At 36.4% G+C, this 20,092-nt stretch carries 19 protein-coding genes; 13 read left to right on the forward strand and 6 right to left on the reverse strand.

Annotated elements, in window-relative coordinates; genetic code table 11:
- Nucleotides 1–44: 44 nt before the first annotated feature.
- Nucleotides 45–542, reverse strand: a complete 498-nt coding sequence (locus BQ5209_RS03550; protein WP_085247173.1) for a MarR family winged helix-turn-helix transcriptional regulator — start codon at nucleotides 540–542, stop codon at nucleotides 45–47.
- A 289-nt stretch (nucleotides 543–831) separates the two neighbouring features.
- On the opposite strand from BQ5209_RS03550, the gene nirB reads away from it, so the two are divergent.
- The 4 genes from nirB to cysG all read left to right on the forward strand — a co-directional run bounded on the left by nirB (nucleotide 832) and on the right by cysG (nucleotide 6,092).
- On the forward strand, nucleotides 832–3,354 hold the full coding sequence (gene nirB / locus BQ5209_RS03555; protein WP_085247174.1) for a nitrite reductase large subunit NirB: 2,523 nt from the start codon (nucleotides 832–834) through the stop codon (nucleotides 3,352–3,354).
- Nucleotide 3,355: 1 nt separating this feature from the next.
- Nucleotides 3,356–3,688 (forward strand): nitrite reductase small subunit NirD, encoded by a 333-nt coding sequence (gene nirD, locus BQ5209_RS03560; protein ID WP_085247175.1) that lies wholly within the window; start codon nucleotides 3,356–3,358, stop codon nucleotides 3,686–3,688.
- A 27-nt stretch (nucleotides 3,689–3,715) separates the two neighbouring features.
- On the forward strand, nucleotides 3,716–4,486 hold the full coding sequence (nirC, locus tag BQ5209_RS03565) for a nitrite transporter NirC (RefSeq protein WP_085247176.1): 771 nt from the start codon (nucleotides 3,716–3,718) through the stop codon (nucleotides 4,484–4,486).
- A gap of 232 nt (nucleotides 4,487–4,718) precedes the next feature.
- Nucleotides 4,719–6,092 (forward strand): siroheme synthase CysG, encoded by a 1,374-nt coding sequence (cysG, locus tag BQ5209_RS03570; protein ID WP_085247177.1) that lies wholly within the window; start codon nucleotides 4,719–4,721, stop codon nucleotides 6,090–6,092.
- A gap of 180 nt (nucleotides 6,093–6,272) precedes the next feature.
- Here the strand turns inward: cysG and BQ5209_RS03575 are convergent, their stop codons facing one another.
- The 3 genes from BQ5209_RS03575 to narX form a co-directional block, all read right to left on the reverse strand.
- Nucleotides 6,273–7,295, reverse strand: coding sequence for a DUF4272 domain-containing protein (locus BQ5209_RS03575; RefSeq protein ID WP_167370302.1), 1,023 nt, complete (start codon nucleotides 7,293–7,295; stop codon nucleotides 6,273–6,275).
- Between the two features lie 97 nt (nucleotides 7,296–7,392).
- Nucleotides 7,393–8,046 (reverse strand): two-component system response regulator NarL, encoded by a 654-nt coding sequence (gene narL / locus BQ5209_RS03580; RefSeq protein ID WP_085247179.1) that lies wholly within the window; start codon nucleotides 8,044–8,046, stop codon nucleotides 7,393–7,395.
- Nucleotides 8,034–9,851: a nitrate/nitrite two-component system sensor histidine kinase NarX gene (gene narX / locus BQ5209_RS03585; RefSeq protein ID WP_167370303.1), complete on the reverse strand. Its 1,818-nt coding sequence runs from the start codon at nucleotides 9,849–9,851 to the stop codon at nucleotides 8,034–8,036. Before narX ends, narL begins: the two co-directional genes overlap by 13 nt.
- A gap of 237 nt (nucleotides 9,852–10,088) precedes the next feature.
- Between narX and rplU the strand changes: the two genes are divergently transcribed.
- The 4 genes from rplU to cgtA all read left to right on the forward strand — a co-directional run bounded on the left by rplU (nucleotide 10,089) and on the right by cgtA (nucleotide 12,893).
- Nucleotides 10,089–10,397, forward strand: a complete 309-nt coding sequence (gene rplU / locus BQ5209_RS03590) for a 50S ribosomal protein L21 (protein WP_025314436.1) — start codon at nucleotides 10,089–10,091, stop codon at nucleotides 10,395–10,397.
- A 15-nt stretch (nucleotides 10,398–10,412) separates the two neighbouring features.
- Nucleotides 10,413–10,673 (forward strand): 50S ribosomal protein L27, encoded by a 261-nt coding sequence (gene rpmA / locus BQ5209_RS03595; protein WP_034915250.1) that lies wholly within the window; start codon nucleotides 10,413–10,415, stop codon nucleotides 10,671–10,673.
- Between the two features lie 88 nt (nucleotides 10,674–10,761).
- The gene (locus tag BQ5209_RS03600) at nucleotides 10,762–11,727 is read left to right on the forward strand and encodes a DMT family transporter (protein WP_085247181.1); all 966 of its coding nucleotides are present in this window, start codon (nucleotides 10,762–10,764) and stop codon (nucleotides 11,725–11,727) included.
- Complete coding sequence (cgtA, locus tag BQ5209_RS03605) at nucleotides 11,727–12,893, forward strand: Obg family GTPase CgtA (RefSeq protein ID WP_085247182.1); 1,167 nt, start codon at nucleotides 11,727–11,729, stop codon at nucleotides 12,891–12,893. The genes BQ5209_RS03600 and cgtA overlap by 1 nt, the downstream gene beginning before the upstream one ends.
- 337 nt (nucleotides 12,894–13,230) lie before the next feature.
- Here the strand turns inward: cgtA and smrB are convergent, their stop codons facing one another.
- Together smrB and nth are read right to left on the reverse strand one after the other, a co-directional pair.
- A complete protein-coding gene (smrB, locus tag BQ5209_RS03610) occupies nucleotides 13,231–13,773 on the reverse strand; it encodes an endonuclease SmrB (protein WP_085247183.1) in 543 nt (180 codons plus the stop codon).
- Nucleotides 13,774–13,779: 6 nt separating this feature from the next.
- On the reverse strand, nucleotides 13,780–14,418 hold the full coding sequence (gene nth, locus BQ5209_RS03615) for an endonuclease III (protein WP_085247184.1): 639 nt from the start codon (nucleotides 14,416–14,418) through the stop codon (nucleotides 13,780–13,782).
- A 267-nt stretch (nucleotides 14,419–14,685) separates the two neighbouring features.
- On the opposite strand from nth, the gene putP reads away from it, so the two are divergent.
- The 5 genes from putP (at nucleotide 14,686) to ispG (ending at nucleotide 20,068) form a co-directional block, all read left to right on the forward strand.
- Complete coding sequence (gene putP / locus BQ5209_RS03620) at nucleotides 14,686–16,173, forward strand: sodium/proline symporter PutP (RefSeq protein ID WP_167370304.1); 1,488 nt, start codon at nucleotides 14,686–14,688, stop codon at nucleotides 16,171–16,173.
- 56 nt (nucleotides 16,174–16,229) lie between these two features.
- The gene (gene tyrS, locus BQ5209_RS03625; RefSeq protein ID WP_208609942.1) at nucleotides 16,230–17,501 is read left to right on the forward strand and encodes a tyrosine--tRNA ligase; all 1,272 of its coding nucleotides are present in this window, start codon (nucleotides 16,230–16,232) and stop codon (nucleotides 17,499–17,501) included.
- Between the two features lie 4 nt (nucleotides 17,502–17,505).
- Nucleotides 17,506–18,372 carry a pyridoxal kinase PdxY gene (pdxY, locus tag BQ5209_RS03630; RefSeq protein WP_085247186.1) on the forward strand — a complete coding sequence of 289 codons (867 nt, stop codon included), beginning with the start codon at nucleotides 17,506–17,508 and terminating at the stop codon, nucleotides 18,370–18,372.
- Nucleotides 18,373–18,432: 60 nt separating this feature from the next.
- Nucleotides 18,433–18,873, forward strand: a complete 441-nt coding sequence (locus BQ5209_RS03635) for a helix-turn-helix domain-containing protein (RefSeq protein WP_085247187.1) — start codon at nucleotides 18,433–18,435, stop codon at nucleotides 18,871–18,873.
- An 85-nt stretch (nucleotides 18,874–18,958) separates the two neighbouring features.
- Entirely contained in the window at nucleotides 18,959–20,068 is a 1,110-nt protein-coding gene (ispG, locus tag BQ5209_RS03640; RefSeq protein WP_085247188.1) for a flavodoxin-dependent (E)-4-hydroxy-3-methylbut-2-enyl-diphosphate synthase, read from the forward strand.
- Nucleotides 20,069–20,092: the final 24 nt, after the last annotated feature.

A 20,092-nucleotide genomic window follows, 5' to 3' on the forward strand; every position in this document is an offset into this window, starting at 1 on the left:
CTAACTATTTAAGTAAAAAGAATGACTTTAATGATTAAAGTCCGTTATTTTCGTAATAATTTGCGCAACATCGCGATTAAAGACTCTTGTTCTTGCGAGTTTAGCACCTGCGCAAAAGCGCGAATTGATTTAAGGTGGTTAGGCAATGCCTCTTGAATCAGCCTTTCACCTGCATCTGTTAAGGTGATTAGGCGAGAACGACCATCCTCACCACTTTTTGTCATCGAGATTAAAGGCGCTGGAGATGCCAGCATGCGTTTAACCATGACAGATACCGTCGCCGGTGTTACGCCAATGCGCAAAGCAAGATCGCTGGCACAGGTTTCACCTTCTGAATACAGTGACATCAGTAGGGCAAATTTACCCTCAGAAACGCCGTAATCTTTATCTAATTGTGCATAGATATTTGCGCGAATGAGATCGGCGGTTGTGATTAAACTTAAAACCAGATCAACACCAGAAACTTCAACAATGTCATTATTAAATCTTTGTGCACGCGCTAAGGTTTCACGTGAAGGAAGCTTTCTAGAATTGTAATTCAATTATCATTACTCAATTTATTTAGTCGGCTAATTATAAACATTTAATTATGGTTGGCAACTTTTTTAGCTGTTTTTATTGATTTGCTGGGTAATTAAGTCGGGTATTTTGATAGGTATTTTTGATTTTTATCTATTTTTAAACAAGCCTTAACTTCAAATTATGACTTCAACAATCACTTTTACTACTAAAGTGGTAATCCTTGAGGGTAGTTATAATCTGTACAAAGTTTCATACAATGTTATCAAAATAAAATTAAATCATTAAATTAAAATAAAATTGGAGTTTTGTATGAGTAAAACCAATCTCGTTATTATTGGTAATGGGATGGTTGGGCATCGTTTTGTTGAAGAATTAATCGATAAAATGCAGTCCAATCAATTCAATATTACTATTTTCTGTGAAGAGCCACGTCTTGCCTATGATCGGGTGCATCTTTCTTCTTATTTTTCTGGTCATACTGCCGAAGCGCTTTCTTTGGTTCGCGAAGGATTATACGAAGAGAATAATATTAAGGTTTTACTTAATGAACGGGTTATTTTAATCAATCGTCAGCGTAAGGAGGTGCATTCTCAACAAGGGCGAATTGTTGCTTATGATAAATTGATTATTGCGACCGGATCTTATCCTTGGGTGCCGCCGATTAAAGGTGCTGATGGTTCGGATTGTTTTGTTTACCGTACGATAGAAGATCTTGATGCCATTCGGGAATGTGCAAAGCGTTGTAAAAAAGGCGCTGTTGTGGGCGGTGGCTTGTTAGGGCTTGAAGCTGCGGGTGCTTTGAAAAACTTAGGTATGCAAACGCATGTGGTTGAGTTTGCCCCAGTGCTAATGGCTGAACAGCTTGATGTGCAAGGCGGAGAACAATTACGTCGTAAAATTGAGGAGATGGGAGTCGGGGTTCACACCAGTAAAAATACCCAAGAAATTATTCACACACCTGAAGGTAAAATCATGCAATTTGCAGATGGTTCTGTACTTGAAGTCGATTTTGTTGTTTTTTCAACTGGTATTAGAGCAAACGATAAATTAGCTCAAGAGTGTGAGTTAGAAATCGGTCCACGCGGTGGGATTGTGATTAATGATTATTGTCAAACATCGGATTCTGATATTTATGCTATTGGCGAATGTGCTTGTTGGCAAAGCAAGGTTTTTGGTTTGGTTGCACCCGGCTATAAAATGGCTCAGATTGCCTTAGCCCATTTAATGGGGCAAGCTGATAAATTTGAAGGCGCCGATATGAGTGCCAAGCTAAAACTAATGGGGGTCGATGTTGGTAGTATTGGTGATGCTAAAGCGAAAACTGTGGGCAGTCGTAGTTATGTTTACTTAGATGAGACAACGCCCGTTTATAAAAAATTAGTTGTTTCGGGTGATAATAAAAAACTCTTGGGTGCGGTATTGGTCGGCGATACGTCGGATTATAGTAATTTATTACAATTAATGCTTAATGATATGGATCTGCCCGAACACCCTGATACGTTGATACTACCAGCACATGCAGGTGCAAAGCCGGCTATGGGGGTTGATGCGCTTCCCGATTCAGCACAAATTTGTTCGTGTTTTGATGTGACTAAAGAAAAAATTATCCATGCGATTAATGCAGGTTGTCATACAGTTGCAGCCATTAAGGCAGCAACTAAAGCGGGCACTGGATGTGGTGGCTGTATTCCATTAGTTACGCAAATTCTTAATTTGGAATTAGCTAAACAAGGGATCGAGGTTAGCGATGCTTTATGTGAACATTTTAAATACTCGCGCCAACAGTTATATCATTTAATTCGTGTTGAGGGCTTAAAGTCATTTGATGAAGTGATTAAAAAACATGGTAATGGCTACGGTTGTGAAGTTTGTAAACCTACAGTTGGATCGTTATTAGCCTCATGTTGGAATGATTATATTCTTAAAGATAATTTAATTCCTTTGCAAGATAGTAATGATATTTTCTTAGGTAATATTCAAAAAAATGGTACTTATTCTGTTATTCCCCGCAGTGCAGGTGGCGAAATTACACCAGAAGGATTAATTGCCATTGGTCAAATCGCTAAAAAATATCAACTCTATTCTAAAATTACCGGCTCACAGCGTATTGGTCTATTTGGTGCACAAAAAGATGATCTGCCTGCTATTTGGAAAGATCTAATAGAAGCAGGGTTTGAAAGTGGTTATGCTTATGCCAAAGCGTTAAGAATGGCGAAAACCTGTGTGGGTAGTACTTGGTGTCGATTTGGTGTAGGTGATAGTGTGGGATTAGGGGTAGAACTTGAAAACCGCTATAAAGGTATTCGTGCACCGCATAAATTTAAATTGGGTGTATCTGGTTGTACGCGTGAATGTGCCGAAGCGCAAGGTAAAGATATTGGGGTGATTGCCACTGAAAAGGGGTGGAATCTGTATGTGTGTGGTAATGGGGGAATGAAGCCTCGTCACGCCGATTTACTTGCTGCGGATCTCGATAAAAATACACTAATTCAATATATCGATCGTTTTTTGATGTTTTATATTCGCACTGCAGATAAATTACAGCGAACGTCAGTTTGGCTTGAAAATCTAGAAGGCGGTATTGATTATTTACGGAGCGTTATTATGGACGATAAGTTAGGTGTTAATGCAGAGCTAGAAAGTGAGATGACACACTTACGTAAATTAATGGTATGCGAATGGAAAGAAACGGTTGAAAATAATGCAAACCAAATTCGATTTGCGCATTTTATTAACAGCAGCAAACGGGATGAGAATGTGCAAATTGTACCTGAACGCGATCAGCATCGACCAGCTACAGCAGAAGAACGTAAAGTAATGTTAGGGGAATAATATGAGTCAATGGATAACTATTTGTAAACTTGAGGATATTTTACCAGGCACGGGTGTTTGTGCTCTTGTCGGTAATGATCATGTTGCTATCTTCCGTCCTTATGATAATGCTGAGCTTTATGCGATTAGTAATATTGATCCTTTTGCTAAGGCCAGTGTTTTATCTCGAGGTATTATTGCTGAACATGAAAATCAGTTATGGGTGGCAAGCCCACTAAAAAAACAACGGTTTCGTTTAAAAGATGGCTATTGTTTTGAAGATGAACAATACTCGATCGCTCATTATGACGTAACCGTTAATGACGATGGGATAGTACAAGTAAAGTCGCACTAAACCTATTTTTAAAAGGACAAAGTTGTTATGTATACAGAAACAATTAATAAATGTGCAGCCAATGCTGCGCGCATTGTTCGTTTGGCAAAAACAAATCCATTTGGTTTTTGGATAAGTTCTGCTATGGCTGGGGCTTATGTAGGGCTTGGTATTATTTTAATTTTTACTTTAGGAAATCTCGTTGATCCGGCAATCAGACCGTTAGTTATGGGAGCAACGTTTGGTATTGCATTAACGTTGGTTGTTATAGCGGGATCGGAATTATTTACTGGGCATACCATGTTTTTAACGCTTGGTGTTAAATGCAAAAAAATTACCCATGGTCAAATGTGGTTGGTATTACCGCAAACATGGTTAGGTAATTTATTAGGATCAATTTTTGTAGCTGCATTGTATTGTTATGCGGCAACGCCTTTATTATCCACAGATACCAGCTTGGTTCATACCGCAGCATTAGCCAAAACATCGGCTACGGCGTCTGCATTATTTTTTAGAGGCGTGTTATGTAACTGGCTAGTTTGTTTAGCGATTTGGATGGCTAATCGAGTTGAAGGCTCGGCAAAATTTATTGCTATCTGGTGGTGTTTATTAGCATTTATTGCTTGTGGTTATGAACACTCGGTTGCAAATATGACCTTATTTGCACTTTCGTGGTTTGGTCATCATAGTGATGCTTACACATTAGCTGGAGTTGGTTATAATTTGTTATGGGTCTCATTAGGAAATCTTGTCTCTGGCGCATTATTTATGGGGCTAGGATACTGGTATTCAACGCCGAAAGCAGAGCGCCCAGCATAACCACTTAATTAACGAGATGTTATTACCATAATCAACCTAGGAGGGGAATGTATAGTGAATAATTCCCCTTCTTTCAAAAAGTACTAAATTGTTTAGTCTTCTATTTTGTGTTAATTGCTATTAATGATACAAAATAGCGGGGTGATTAAAAGTAGGCTAATTAATAAAGTTCTATTATTAGAGGCTAGGTGTTGGTGAGTTTTAAACAGAGAATGTTCTATTTTGAGGTGTTATGGATTATTTCCCCCTATTTTGTAAGTTAGAAAACCGTGATTGTTTATTAGTCGGTGGTGGTGAAGTCGCTGAACGTAAGGCGCGATTATTGCTTGAAGCGGGTGCTCGTATCACAGTGAATGCGCAAACATTTAATGAACAATTTATGTGTTGGCATGAGCAAAAGCAACTTACCCTAGCTCAAGGGGAATTTGATGCTGAATTACTTGATAATAAGTGGCTAGTCATTGCTGCGACAGATTGCCAACAGACTAATCAAAAAGTGAGTATTGAGGCTGAAAAACGATGTATTTTTTGTAATGTTGTTGATGCTCCTAAAGCGGCAAGTTTTATTATGCCTTCAATTATTGATCGTTCTCCTATTATGGTTGCTGTCTCTTCAGAAGGACATGCCCCTGTTTTGGCCAGATTATTGCGCGAAAAACTAGAGTCTATATTACCCCAACATTTAGGTAAATTAGCAAAATATGCTGGTTATTTACGCGATAAAGTTAAACTAACCTACCAAACAATGACGGAACGACGACATTTTTGGGAAAGACTCTTTTCGCATGATAGATTAGCGCAAGCACTTGCTAATAGTGATTCTGATGATGTTGAAAAACTCACGAATGAGTTATTTAATACATCGCTTGATGCCCGTGGCGAAGTGGTTTTAGTTGGCGCAGGGCCTGGTGATGCGGGATTATTGACGTTAAAGGGATTACAACAGATCCAACAAGCGGATATTATTGTCTATGATCGATTGGTCTCAGATGACATTATGAATCTTGCTCGTCGAGATGCTAAGCGTGTATTTGTTGGTAAACGAGCAGGATTTCATTGTGTTCCTCAAGATCAAATAAACCAGATTCTTTTACAGCAAGCGCAAAAAGGTAAACGTGTTGTACGCCTAAAAGGCGGCGATCCCTTTATTTTTGGTCGTGGCGGTGAAGAGCTTGAAACATTATTTAACGCTGATATTCCTTTTTCTGTCGTACCTGGAATTACAGCCGCTTCAGGTTGCTCTGCCTATAGCGGCATCCCATTAACGCATCGAGATTATGCCCATAGTGTGCGTTTAATCACTGGTCATTTAAAAGACGGTAGTCACCTTGATTGGCAAAGCCTAGCGGCTGAAAAACAGACGTTAGTGTTTTACATGGGATTGTCGCAAGCTGAAAGTATTGAAAAACAATTAATTAAGCATGGTATGAATGCAAATACGCCGGTAGCCATTGTTGAAGAAGGCACTACGACAAAACAAAAAGTAGTATCGGGATTATTATGTGATTTAACACAATTATCTTTGCAAGCTTGTAGCCCAAGTTTAATTATTATTGGACCTGTTGTGGCATTACGTGAAAAGCTCAGTTGGTTTTCTGAACATTAAGCGGAATAGATATGTTAGTTTTAGTTGTGCACAATTCTACGATTGTATTTTTTCGCCACTTATAAAAGGTTCAGTTATTTACTTTAAAAAATGGCTAATGAAATGAATCATTAGCCAATGGGTAAAGTATCTATCAATTTAATATGGGCATGATGCTAGCCAAATGATGAGATAAAAATATCAGGTTGGGGTATCAACATCATCCCAATCCGCATTTTCAAAGCAAGTTAACCAATTTAGTGCATAATGGCGTTCTTGAATAACATCACTTATAATCGATGCCGGTGGTTGCTTATCTTTCATTCGAAAATCTCTGGTTATCCAATGTAAGCGGTAGTGCAAATCTAAAGCATCTAACAATTCACTAACGGGTCTTAAGGTTACCGTAGAAATATCTTGCTCACTATGTTGCATTCCTTCGTCAACTAGCGATGAAACATTACAAATAGTATCAGCAAAAGGGAGCTCAGATTGCCAATTGATTGCCCATTGTAAAGGTAATAATGCTTCGTATTTCCAAGACATATCGATCACATCTTGCTCTGTTGGCTGTCCGCTATAAATAAAGTCACGTTCATTATTTGATAAAGCCGCAAATCCTATTGGGCAACGTTCTTTAAATTCCATTGGATTAATCGAATCATTCTCGCGAAAACTTTCGGCTTGAATACCTGTTAACATTATCGCTAAAGCACGTTTAGCTACCTCATCAGGCGTTCTAAGAATTACTTCGGATTCGGCAATAACCGGTGGTAAATGTGCAGGCGTATACAATCCCAATTTGGCTAAATACTGCTCCGTTTTCGTTTTGCGCTTTAATGCTTCTGGTGGGTAAGGGATAACTGCATCTAAATCAATATCACCATCAGTATATTGCAATACTTCTCCATCAGGATTACGAATAGTTCCATCCGGCATCAATATAATGGCATTTGCCTGCCAGCCCCAAGTGGTAAACTCACTGAAATTATCTTCTTCAATCTCAAAGGCAAATTGATGTTTAACTCGTTGGATATGGCGATACAAAGCATAACGATGTGAATTCATCTCCCCATCTCCTGCTTGCATGACATAACCGATAAAACCATCAAGGTGTTTCATCAATTCAGAATCATCTAATCCTCGATGATATAAACGTTCACAAGGGAAATCAATGGCTGGTGGATGCGTTACTGTAGAATAAGCATTGATCAATATTGGCATTTCAAACATTCCTATTTTAGATTTTGTGTGTTTTATAATTATCTTATTAAGGATAAAGCATGAAGATTTATCTATTTTTATTTTTCAATGGATAATTTTATTCCTTACTTTGTAAATACCATACGGTCATTTCCATTCGGGATTTAAAATTAAGTTTTTTGAATATACTTTTGATGTGTACTTTCACGGTACTTTCTACGATACCAAGTTCTTTCGCAATCAGTTTATTTGATAATCCTTGGACTAGTAAATTAAAAATTTCATTTTCTCTTGGTGTTAACAAGCTGACATCATGTATTTGCTTTGTGATTGGTTCTTTGTTATAACGCATATAATTGAGGATAATATGCGAAATAGCATTATCCATAATGAGCTTGCCTATCGAAATATCCTGTAGCGATTTTAGAAAATCTTCAGGTTCCATATCCTTTAACAAATAACCATCTGCACCGTTTTTTAGTGCTGTGATAATATCTTCTTTCGCATCTGATACTGTAAATATAATAATACGGCTAGAGATATTTTTCTCTCTCAAGTAGCGTAATATTTCTAACCCATTAACATCTTGCATATTGATATCAAGCAAAATAATATCGGGGTCGAGTTTTTCTGCTAGTTTAATGCCTTCTATACCAGAGCCTGTTTCGCCTACAACTTCAAAATGGTTTACTGTGTTAATTAACTGTTTCACACCATTTCTTAACATTGGGTGATCATCAATAAGCAGTATTGAACTATTTATTTGTTCCATTTTTTACTCATCTGTAATGGAATGGTTTTGTTCGCTTTGAATGTTACCACAATTTGTGTTCCTTGATTGGGGTTACTATCTATTGCTAAATTACCATTTAGTATTTCGACTCTATCACGCATAATAATTAGACCATAATGATTATCTTTTTTTAAGTCATTTTGTAAACCAATACCGTCATCTTTTATGCAAATAGAGATGATTTGATTATCATCTATTTTTAAACTCACTTTGACATGTGAAGCTTTAGCATGTTTGTATATATTATTAAGCCCTTCCCGAATTACTTGTAATAAATGAAAGGCATATTTACTATTGATAATATTAAGTGGCAAGTGGTATTCAAACTGAATATTGAATTGTAATTTTTGATTAAATTCTTCAATTAATTCTACTAAGCTTGCATAAAAGCCAGTTTGATTAAGGCGTAAGTGGAAAGAGGTAATTAGTTCTCGTAATTGAGAGTAGGTAATATTGATCTCTTTGCGCATGGTTGCTAATAAATCAATACTGTTTTGAGATGTTAAATCTGACTGCATTTGTAAGCAGCTAAGATGTATTTTTAAACAAGATAGTGATTGCGCTATCGAATCATGTAGCTCTCTAGCCATGGCTGAGCGCTCTTTCATTAATAAATATTGTTTTTGTTGTTCTACTTTTCTTTCTAGCTTCATTGCGGTGGTCATTTGTTCAATTAGTCCCATAATTAAGCTTTCTTGTTCATTAGTTAATATTACTTCTGTTGGTTGTAACGCAAATAATATCCCATATTTTTCCCCATTTTCTTGAAGATACCAATAACGCTGAAAACTATTTTGTTGATAAGACGTTGTTGCGGTTAAACAAGCACTACATTTGGAGTTCTGGCAGTAAGGTAGTTTGTGTTGATTATCGTAACTGATTTGTTGATAGTGCTTTGGATCATCTGATTCATAAAAACGAATTTGAAATTGAGTTAATGGGACTAATTCTTCCAATTCACGTAACACTTTTAAAAAACGTTCACACAATGGTTCTGAAGTATGTAATTGTTTGGTTGCTTGATATTGAAACGAAACGATTTTATTGGTTTGTTGTAATTTGGCTGTTTTTTCGATAACTTGTTTTTCTAGCAATAAATATTGTGATTCGATCTGCGCTGACATTTTATTGAAAACTAATCCTAATAGATTAAATTCATCTTTTTTCGTTCCAATACTAAAACGTTGACTAAAATCGTGATTAGAAATGGCGTCAGCCATCTTAATCAGTGTTTTCCATGGAGCTAAAAGGTGGTGACGTAAGTAATAAATTTGAATAATTAAAAAACAGATGATGATAATGATAAATAATTGTTGTATTTGTGAAATATAATAAATTTTGTTTTCAGTCTTTTGATCAATTTTATGTACCAAATGATTAATGCGATTAACATAGTTTTCGATATCAGTTTTTATATCATCAATTTTTTGTGCTTGCTTTATTTTAGTAGTAAGTTGTGTTTTCCAGTCAATTTCTAATTGATTAAATTCATTAATTAAGTTGTAGCGTTTTAAAATCATTAAATGTTGTTGTGATGAAGAAATATCCATAAAAATATTTAAACGACCATACTCTCTTTCATTGAGTGGAATCATGGTCAGTAGTTGGTAGTTTTTCATTCTCAGTAACCCCAATTGATTGACCATATATGCCCCACCTTTTGTATCATTGGCTACTTGAATTGAAAACGATAACGCGACTAAAGCAATAGCACCTAAAAAAAACATTAATAGCGTTAAACGATTAATAATTGAGGTAGTGTAGCGAAATTTTTTTTTCGGCATATGAACACTCAACATTATTTTATAATTTTATTTTGAAGATAAATTGTAATTTATGATTGTGATTGTAGCTTGAAAAAAAGTATATCGCTGATCTTTTTTATCACTTTTTGCGATCTTTTGGTAAACAGCGCTTGCAACAAGAATAAATTTTGCGTAAAATTCACGCCCTATAAGATTAATCACGCAGACATATATGTTTAATCAAGTCATCGTCTGCTTTTTATTGCGGAGTTAAGTATGTACGCAGTTTTCCAAAGTGGTGGTAAACAACACCGAGTTAGCGAAGGACAAGTCGTTCGCTTGGAAAAAATTGAAGTCGAAACAGGTGCAGAAGTTGTTTTCGATAAAGTTTTAATGGTAGCAAATGGTGAAGACATCAAAGTTGGTGCTCCGTTTGTTGAAGGTGCAACAATTAAAGCAGAAATTGTTGAGCACGGTCGTGGCGATAAAGTGAAAATTGTTAAATTTCGTCGTCGTAAACACTATCGTAAACAACAAGGTCACCGTCAGTGGTTCACTGATGTGAAGATCACTGCAATCGCTTAATAGGAGTATCGAACAATGGCACATAAGAAGGCTGGTGGTTCATCACGTAATGGTCGTGATTCCCAAAGTAAACGTTTAGGTGTTAAACGTTATGGTAGTCAAGAAGTTCTTGCTGGTAACATTTTAGTTCGTCAACGTGGAACTCAATTCCACCCAGGTACTAATGTAGGTTGTGGTCGTGATCATACTCTATTTGCCTTAATCGATGGACAAGTAAAGTTTGAAGTTAAAGGACCGAAAAACCGTCGTTATGTTAGTGTAGTTGCTAATAGCTAATTTAAAAACGGTTCAAAAGTTATGAAAGCCCCACACTTATTGTGGGGCTTTTTTCATTTCTTGAAATTTATATAAAATTGATGGCGATATGATAAAACAGCAAAATGTTAAATTAGGTTTTGCACTTGCCATGTTAACTGCAGTGATGTGGGGCATTGTGCCAATTGCAATTAAATATGCGCTAGTGGTTGTTGATCCATTGACGTTAGCTTGGTCGCGATTGGCTATTTCAGCACTTGGAATTACCATCTGGCTGGCTTACAAAAAGCAATTCCCTAATTTAATGATGTTTAAAAAACGTCGTCGCTTTATTTTATTGATGATTGCTGGGTTTGGATTGTTGGGGAATTTTGCATTATTTGCAAGTGCAGTTCAGTACCTTTCTGCCACAGCCTCTCAGGTAGTTGCGCAAACCGGCATTATGATATTTATGATTTCAAGTGCTTTTATTTTTAAAGAGCGACTAAGACCGACGCAGATTATTGGTATTTTAGTCTTACTCACAGGGCTTGTACTATTTTTTAATAAAAATATTGTCGATCTTTTTTCTAATATGTCTGCGTATAGCATCGGTATTTGGCTTGGTTTACTTGCATCTGTATCGTGGGCCTGCTATGCGCTTGCTCAAAAAGTACTATTACGAAAATTACGTGCAGAACAATTACTTTGGTTAATTTACCTTATTTGCACCGTATTTTTATTGCCTTTTACTTCACCAAGTAAAATGGCCAATGCTGATGCAACGCAACTGTTTGCTATCATATTTTGTGGTTTGAATACTATTATTGCTTACGGGGCGTTAGTGATGGCAATGGAAAGGTGGCAAGCCGCACAAGTGAGTGCTATAACAACCTTAACACCATTATTTGCACTTATCTTTTCAGACTTGTTTGCATTAATTTGGCCTGAAAAGTTTGCTATGCAATATTTAAATATTTTAGGTTATATTGGCGCAGTGTCTGTTGTTGCGGGCGCAATGTTTGCCACCATTGGGCATTATCTTTGGCATCCAAGAAAAGGCTGGCTAATTAACCTCAATAAAGGGGAAGAATAATGAAATTTGTTGATGAAGCATCAATTCGAGTTGAAGCAGGAGATGGTGGAAACGGTTGTGTCGGTTTTCGCAGAGAAAAGTATATACCCAAAGGTGGTCCTGATGGTGGCGACGGTGGTGATGGTGGTGATGTCTTTTTTATTGCTGATGAAAATTTAAATACACTTGTTGATTTCCAGTTTGAAAAAAATTATCGCGCAGAACGAGGTCAAAATGGACAAGGTTCTGATTGTACGGGTAAACGTGGTCGAGATATTACTGTTAAAGTACCTGTAGGAACACGTATTACGGACAAATATACTGGCGAAATTATCGGTGATTTAACGCATCATCAACAAAAAGTGTTAGTTGCCAAAGGTGGCTTTCACGGTTTGGGTAATGCACGTTTTAAATCATCGGTTAATCGTGCGCCAAGACAAAAAACTGATGGTACTCCGGGTGAAAAGCGTGATGTGCTATTAGAATTATTATTGCTTGCTGATGTAGGGATGTTAGGCTTGCCTAATGCTGGTAAATCAACCTTCATTCGCGCTGTTTCAGCGGCTAAACCGAAAGTTGCCGATTATCCATTTACCACTTTAGTACCTAGTTTGGGTGTTGTTCGGATGGATAATGAGCAAAGTTTTGTTGTTGCTGATATTCCAGGTTTGATTGAAGGTGCATCAGATGGCGCAGGGCTTGGTATTCGGTTTTTAAAACACCTTGAACGCTGTCGTGTTTTAGTTCATTTAATCGATATGGCACCAGTAGATGAATCAGATCCGATAGAAAACGCTAAAGTTATAATTCAAGAAGTTCAGCAATATAGTGAAAAATTAGCGAATAAACCACGTTGGTTAGTATTTAATAAAATGGATGTATTAGGACCCGAGGAGAGTGCTAAACGTGCGGCTGAAATTGCTAAGGCGCTTGACTGGCAGGATAAATATTATGTTATTTCCTCCATTAATGAAGAAGGTGTAAAAGCATTATGCTGGGATTTAATGGAATATATCAATGCTCATCCACGAGAAGCTGAATCAGAACAATCAGCACCCGAAAAAGTTGAATTTATGTGGGATGATTATCATCAACAAGCAATGGATGAAGCTTTTGATGATGACGATGATTTCGATGATTGGGATGAAAGTGATGAAGAGGGCGTAGAGTTTATTTATCAAAAATAATCAGTATTACGGTCTTTTATCTGGATTTAGCTATTGTGTAAAATCGTTTTATAAAAGCAATAAAAGCAGAAAGAAAATTTCTGCTTATTTTTTATCGAGTTGAATATAAAACCAGTTTTATCAGATAAGTGAGTCAGGTATTTATTTTCATTTAATTTAGGAAAGTCTAAAAAATGCTTGCTTTTAGTAATGAGAATCATTATCATTATTGAGTGCTTTGTTAGAGCCTAAACAGCTTCTAACAAAGTATGACATTGCTCACATTGCTTCCAATATTTGCCAGCTAAGCTGGCTTTTTTATTTTTGTGTCACTTACAACTATTTTAATCTTCAAGTACTAGCTATTTGGTAATTCATTGTCGATGTCAAATAAAATAAGTAGGGCAGCGTTGCCTCCAAATTCTTTGGGTGCTTGATGGAAGCAGATAACATGAGGATGCTGAGCTAGCCACATGGGTGTTTGTGTTTTTAATATATTTTTTCCATGCCCATACATGATGCATGCGCAATGCGCTCTCTCTTTTAAACATGCAGCGATAAGGGCAGCAATCTCTTTTTTAGCTTCTTGCTGAGTGAGTCCATGTAAGTCCAAAAAAAATTCTGGCTCATAAAATCCACGGCGTAATTTTTTTACTTCATAGGGGTCGGCATTTTCTCGACTATAGCGGATAGGATCTTGTTGTAATAGCGGTTGATAATTATCAGAAAAATAAAACTCAGCATGAATTTTTTCATGTTGTAGTTTTTGTGTTTCCATTATTTTTTGGGAGCGTTTTATCGGTTTATGAACAACGGTATCTTGTTTTAGCTTTTTGGTATTACCAATACTATTTTTAAACAAGTTTATGTCATCTTGGTCTAAGTTAAATTTATTTGGCATTAATTTTCACTCTGGGTAAACTTTTTGTTTAAATTCGCACAAATCTTCTATAACACAGGCACCACATCTAGGTTTTCTGGCAATACAGGTATAACGCCCATGTAAAATTAGCCAGTGGTGGCAATTTATTTTATATTCTTTGGGTACGACCTTCAGCAATTTTTCTTCAACTGCTTCAACAGTTTTACCGGGTGCAAAACCTGTACGGTTACTTACCCTAAATATATGTGTATCGACGGCAATGGTTGGCCAACCAAAAGCGGTGTTTAGCACAACATTGGCTGTTTTACGACCAACGCCAGGTAATTCAATTAGCGCATCAAAATTTTCAGGCACTTCACCTTGATATTTATCTACCAATATTTGACAGGTTTTAATAATGTTCTGTGCTTTACTATTATAAAGCCCAATGGTGCGGATATAGCTTTTTAGTTTATCAACGCCAAGAGCCAAAATTTGATCAGCAGTATTTGCAACAGCAAACAAGGGTTGGGTGGCTTTATTTACACTCACATCAGTTGCTTGTGCTGAAAGTACTACTGCAATTAGCAGTTCAAAAGGTGTCTGATAAATAAGTTCTGTTGTTGGATCTTTAATATGATCCTTTAATCTTTCTAAAATTTGGATTCGGGTTGATTGTTTCACAAAATAATTATATTAAAAATAGTGAGGCATATATTATATACTTTTATTTACAGTTTATCTGTAGGTTGCATTTAGTTTTTATATAGATCAGATTAATAAAAAGCATCAAGTACTATTACCAATTACAAAATATATTTATTACACACGTTGTGTACATTTTAGTTATTTGAGCATTCACATTCATAATCACTGACTTTTTAGCATGGTGATTTTATGATAAGCTAACCAACTATTTTTTTAATTTATCAAATAAGGTTTTTTAAAGATATGTCCTTACCAATGATTGTCACCTTTGCTGTATACATTTTAGGCATGATTGCAATAGGTTTTTTTGCATTTCGATCGACGCAGAATTTTGGTGATTATATTTTAGGTGGGCGTCGTATCGGTAGTGTTGTCACAGCACTTTCAGCTGGCGCATCAGATATGAGCGGTTGGTTATTAATGGGATTACCTGGTGCAGTTTTTTTGTTTGGTATTTCTCAAAGTTGGATTGCAATTGGGTTGATTATTGGTGCTTATTTGAATTGGTTACTCATTGCTGGGAGATTACGTGTCTTTACGGAAATCAACCATAATTCATTAACTTTACCCGATTATTTTGCTCGTCGATTTGATGATAAAAGCTCATTGCTGCGTATTATTTCAGCCGTTATTATTTTAATCTTTTTTACTGTTTATTGTGCTTCTGGTGTAGTTGCGGGTGCAAAATTATTCGAAAGTACATTTGGTATGAGCTATGGTTGGGCAATGCTTGCAGGTGCTGGTGCAACCATTGCCTATACGTTTATTGGTGGTTTTTTAGCTGTCAGTTGGACTGATACTATTCAAGCGAGTTTAATGATGTTTGCACTTATTCTAACGCCGATTATGGTTATGGTAAATGCAGGTGGGCTTACTGATGCATTGACATATATTCAATCGCTTAATCCTGATTACACCAATTTATTTGCTCACATGGATTTTATCGCTATTATTTCATTATTAGGCTGGGGTCTTGGCTATTTTGGGCAACCTCATATTTTAGCCAGATTTATGGCGGCTGATTCACATCAAGTCATGAAAAATGCACGCCGAATTAGTATGACTTGGATGGTGTTATGTTTAGCTGGAGCTATTACGGTTGGCTTTTTTGGTATTGCTTTTTTCTCCAATCATCCTGAATTTGTCTATTTGATTAATAACGGCAAACATGAACGCATTTTTATTGAGCTTTCAAAGTTATTATTTAATCCTTGGATTGCAGGTGTATTGCTTGCAGCTATTTTAGCTGCGGTAATGAGCACATTAAGTTGCCAGCTATTAGTTTGTTCTAGTGCTATAACGGAAGATTTTTACCGAGCCTTTTTTAGACCAAAAGCAAAACAAAAAGAACTTGTTTGGGTTGGGCGTATAATGGTGCTATTAGTTTCAGTTATTGCAATTTTATTAGCCATTAATCCAAATAATAGTGTACTTGATTTAGTCAGCCATGCTTGGGCTGGATTTGGCGCAGCGTTTGGACCAATTATTGTTTTTTCAGTATTTTGGTCACGAATGACTCGTAACGGTGCACTCGCTGGAATGGTAACAGGTACAATAACGGTGTTGCTATGGATTAATTTCAATTGGTTTAATCTTTATTCGCTTATTCCTGGATTTTTATTAGCGTCTATCGCAATTGTTATTTTTAGTCTTTTTGATAAAAAGCCAAACGAAATAGTGGTAGATCATTTTAAACAAGCGTACAAACGCTATCATAACAATACAAACTAAAATAAATCTTATTTAAACTAGAATATAAACGTAATAAATTTAATAGGTAAAATATCATGACAAAAAATGTGATCAAACAACTACAAGAGCGTGGACTGATTGCTCAGCTTACCGATGAAAAAGCATTAATAGAACAAATAGAACAAAATCCTATTGCGCTTTATTGTGGTTTTGATCCAACAGCAGATAGTTTGCATCTCGGTCATTTAGTTCCATTACTTTGTTTAAAACGTTTTCAGTTAGCTGGTCATAAACCTGTTGCGCTTGTAGGTGGAGCAACAGGTTTAATTGGTGATCCAAGTTTTAAAGCTGTTGAGCGAAAACTTAATACTGAAGAGACAGTTGTTGAGTGGAGCGAAAAAATCAAACAACAAGTTTCCCCATTTTTAGATTTTAATTGTGGTGAAAATTCGGCAATTGTGGCTAATAACTACGATTGGTTTAGTGGCATGAATGTGCTGACATTTTTACGTGATATTGGTAAATATTTTTCGGTTAATGCGATGATCAATAAAGAATCAGTTAAGCAACGTATTGATCGTGATGAAGTGGGTATCTCATTTACTGAATTTTCTTATAGCTTATTACAATCTTATGATTTTGCTTGTTTGAATCAATCGCATGATGTTGTTTTACAAATTGGTGGTTCTGATCAGTGGGGTAACATTACTGCCGGTATTGATTTAACTCGTCGCTTACATCAAAAACAGGTTTATGGTTTGACTGTGCCGTTAATTACTAAATCAGATGGAACTAAATTTGGTAAAACTGAAAGTGGTGCAGTATGGCTTGATCCTAAAAAGACCAGTCCGTATAAATTTTATCAATTCTGGATTAATACGGCAGATGCGGATGTTTATCGTTTTCTTAAATTTTTCACATTTATGCCATTAAGTGATATTGACGCATTAGAGCTAGAGGATAAGAATAGTGGTGTTGCTCCTAGGGCGCAATATGTATTAGCTGAAGAAGTAACTCGTTTGGTACATGGCGAAGAAGGCCTTATGGCAGCAAAACGTATCACGGAAAGTTTATTTTCAGGCAAATTAAGTGAATTATCAAAAGCTGATTTTGAACAATTGGCCCAAGATGGCATGCCAACGGTGACAATTGATAATGATGCAGATTTACAGCAAGCAATCGTTAATGCACAGTTTGCGCCATCAAGAGGACAAGCGAGAAAAATGATTGAATCGAATGCTATTTCAATTAATGGTGAGCGTAATTCTACAGTGGATTATCAATTTTCTGATAATGATAAACTTTTTAATCGTTATACATTGCTTCGACGTGGTAAAAAATATTACTGCTTGTTGATTTGGAGCTAATTTTATGAAAAATATTTTATCGATTCAGTCTCATGTTGTATTTGGTCATGCTGGAAATAGTGCAGCTGAGTTCCCTATGCGTCGAATAGGTGTAAATGTTTGGCCTTTAAATACCGTACAATTTTCTAATCATACTCAATATCGTCAATGGACTGGAACGGTAATGGCTGCATCTCATTTAACTGAGATTGCTGATGGAATTAATGAAATTGATGAACTAAAACGTTGTGATGCGGTATTAAGTGGTTATATGGGCTCGCCGGAACAAGGTAATGCTATTATTGAGATTGTTAAAAAAGTAAAAGCGGTTAATCCAAATGCTATTTATTTTTGCGATCCAGTAATGGGTCATCCAGAAAAAGGATGTTTTGTTGCTCCAGGTGTATCAGAGTTTTTATGCAATACTGCACTGCCTATGGCAGATATGATGGCTCCAAATATTTTGGAGCTTGAAGAGCTAAATGGTAAACAACGTATCAATAATGTTGAACAGGCAATTTTAGCATGTCGAGAGTTATGTAAAAAAGGACCTAAAGCGATTTTAGTTAAACATTTAAGCCGAGCTGGATATAAAATTGATCGGTTTGAAATGTTGCTTGTGACTCAAGATGAAGCATGGCATATTGATCGCCCACTCGTTGATTTTGGTGTAAGGCAGCCGGTTGGTGTTGGTGATATGACAAGCGGATTATTTTTAGCTAATATTTTACTTGGAAAATCATTGGTGGAAGCTCTAGAACATACTACTTCAGCGGTGTATGCAGTTATGCTTGAAACCTTAAAACAAGATGAATATGAATTACAATTAGTTGCAGCACAAAATGAAATTGACAAACCAACACAATGGTTTAATGCAAAAAAAATTGATTAATTATAAAAATATGTAAAAATGGAACTAGCTAACGGTTAGTATTAAATTTATGAGGGGATAATGGACGATATTTCATTAGGAGTGATGCTCGCTGATTTACGAGAACAAATGGGATTAACTCAGGATGATATTGCCAATAAAATTCATGTGCGAAAAACGGTGATTGACGATATCGAAAAAGACCAATTGCCTCATGCCCCTCTTGTTTTTGTCAAAGGTTATATTCGTTCTTATGCAGAAATTGTCGGCTTATCAGCTGATCAGTATCAACCTCATATCGATGAATTAGCCAAACAATCTAAGTCCCGACAAAAGAAAATTCAACCACAAGGGTTTATAACAAAAAAACAGGGAAAGCCCTCCTTTATTTTGATCGGTGTATTTGTTGTTCTTTGTGCGCTTGGTATAACTTTATATTATATTAATAAGGACGATAAAAATAATCTTATTGAAGTAAGTCATTATATTTCTCCATCCCCTATTACCCGTGTTAATAGTTAGCAAATTTTCTTATTCTCATACAGACATTTGCCTTAAATCTTGTTAAGATTGCTGGCTAGTTATTTTGTAATATGGTTAAGTGTGTATGAGTCATCAGGATTCACCAATTATTAGACGAGAATCTACCCGAATTTATGTCGGCAATGTTCCTATTGGTGGCGGAGCACCAATAGCTGTTCAATCGATGACAAATACGCGTACTACGGATGTCGAAAAAACGGTAGCTCAAATTCAAGCGCTTGAACGTGTTGGGGTGGATATTGTGCGCGTTTCTATTCCAACAATGGATGCGGCTGAAGCGTTTAAATTGATTAAACAACAAGCTAAAGTGCCGCTGATTGCTGATATTCATTTTGATTATCGTATTGCTTTAAAAGTGGCAGAATATGGCGTTGATTGTTTAAGAATTAATCCCGGTAATATAGGCAATGAATCAAGGATCCGTGCGGTTGTCGATTGTGCAAAAGATAAAAATATTCCAATACGTATTGGGGTTAATTCAGGTTCACTTGAAAAAGATATCCAAGAGAAATATGGCGAGCCTACTCCCAAAGCGATTGTCGAGTCAGCAATGCGTCATGTCGATATACTTAATAGACTTAATTTTGATCAATTCAAGGTCAGTGTAAAAGCATCTGATGTGTTTACTGCAGTTGATGCTTATCGTTTGTTAGCTAAGCAAATTAAGCAGCCATTACATTTAGGTATAACTGAGGCCGGTGGCGTGCGGAGTGGTGCAATTAAATCAGCTATTGGATTGGGATTATTGCTATCAGAAGGAATTGGCGATACACTCCGGGTATCTTTAGCGGCTGATCCTACTGAAGAAGTGAAAGTTGGATTTGATATTTTAAAATCGTTGCGTATACGGGCTCGTGGTATTAATTTTATTGCCTGTCCAACCTGTTCGCGCCAAGAGTTTGATGTGATTAATACCGTCAATATATTAGAGCAGCGATTAGAAGATATTATTACGCCAATGGATGTATCTATTATTGGTTGTGTGGTTAACGGTCCGGGCGAGGCGTTAGCTTCAACAATGGGGGTTGCTGGCGGTCATAACAAAAGTGGTTTTTATGAAGATGGTGTACGTATTGGCCGTATTGATAATGAACAAATGATTGATGAGTTAGAAGCTAAAATTCGTGCTAAAGCATTAATATTAAAAAACAGAATTACAGCAACTGAATTATAATCTTATTAGATAGCGAATAAATAA

Origin of the sequence: Gilliamella mensalis (assembly GCF_900103085.1) — a bacterium.
GTDB lineage: Bacteria > Pseudomonadota > Gammaproteobacteria > Enterobacterales > Orbaceae > Gilliamella > Gilliamella mensalis.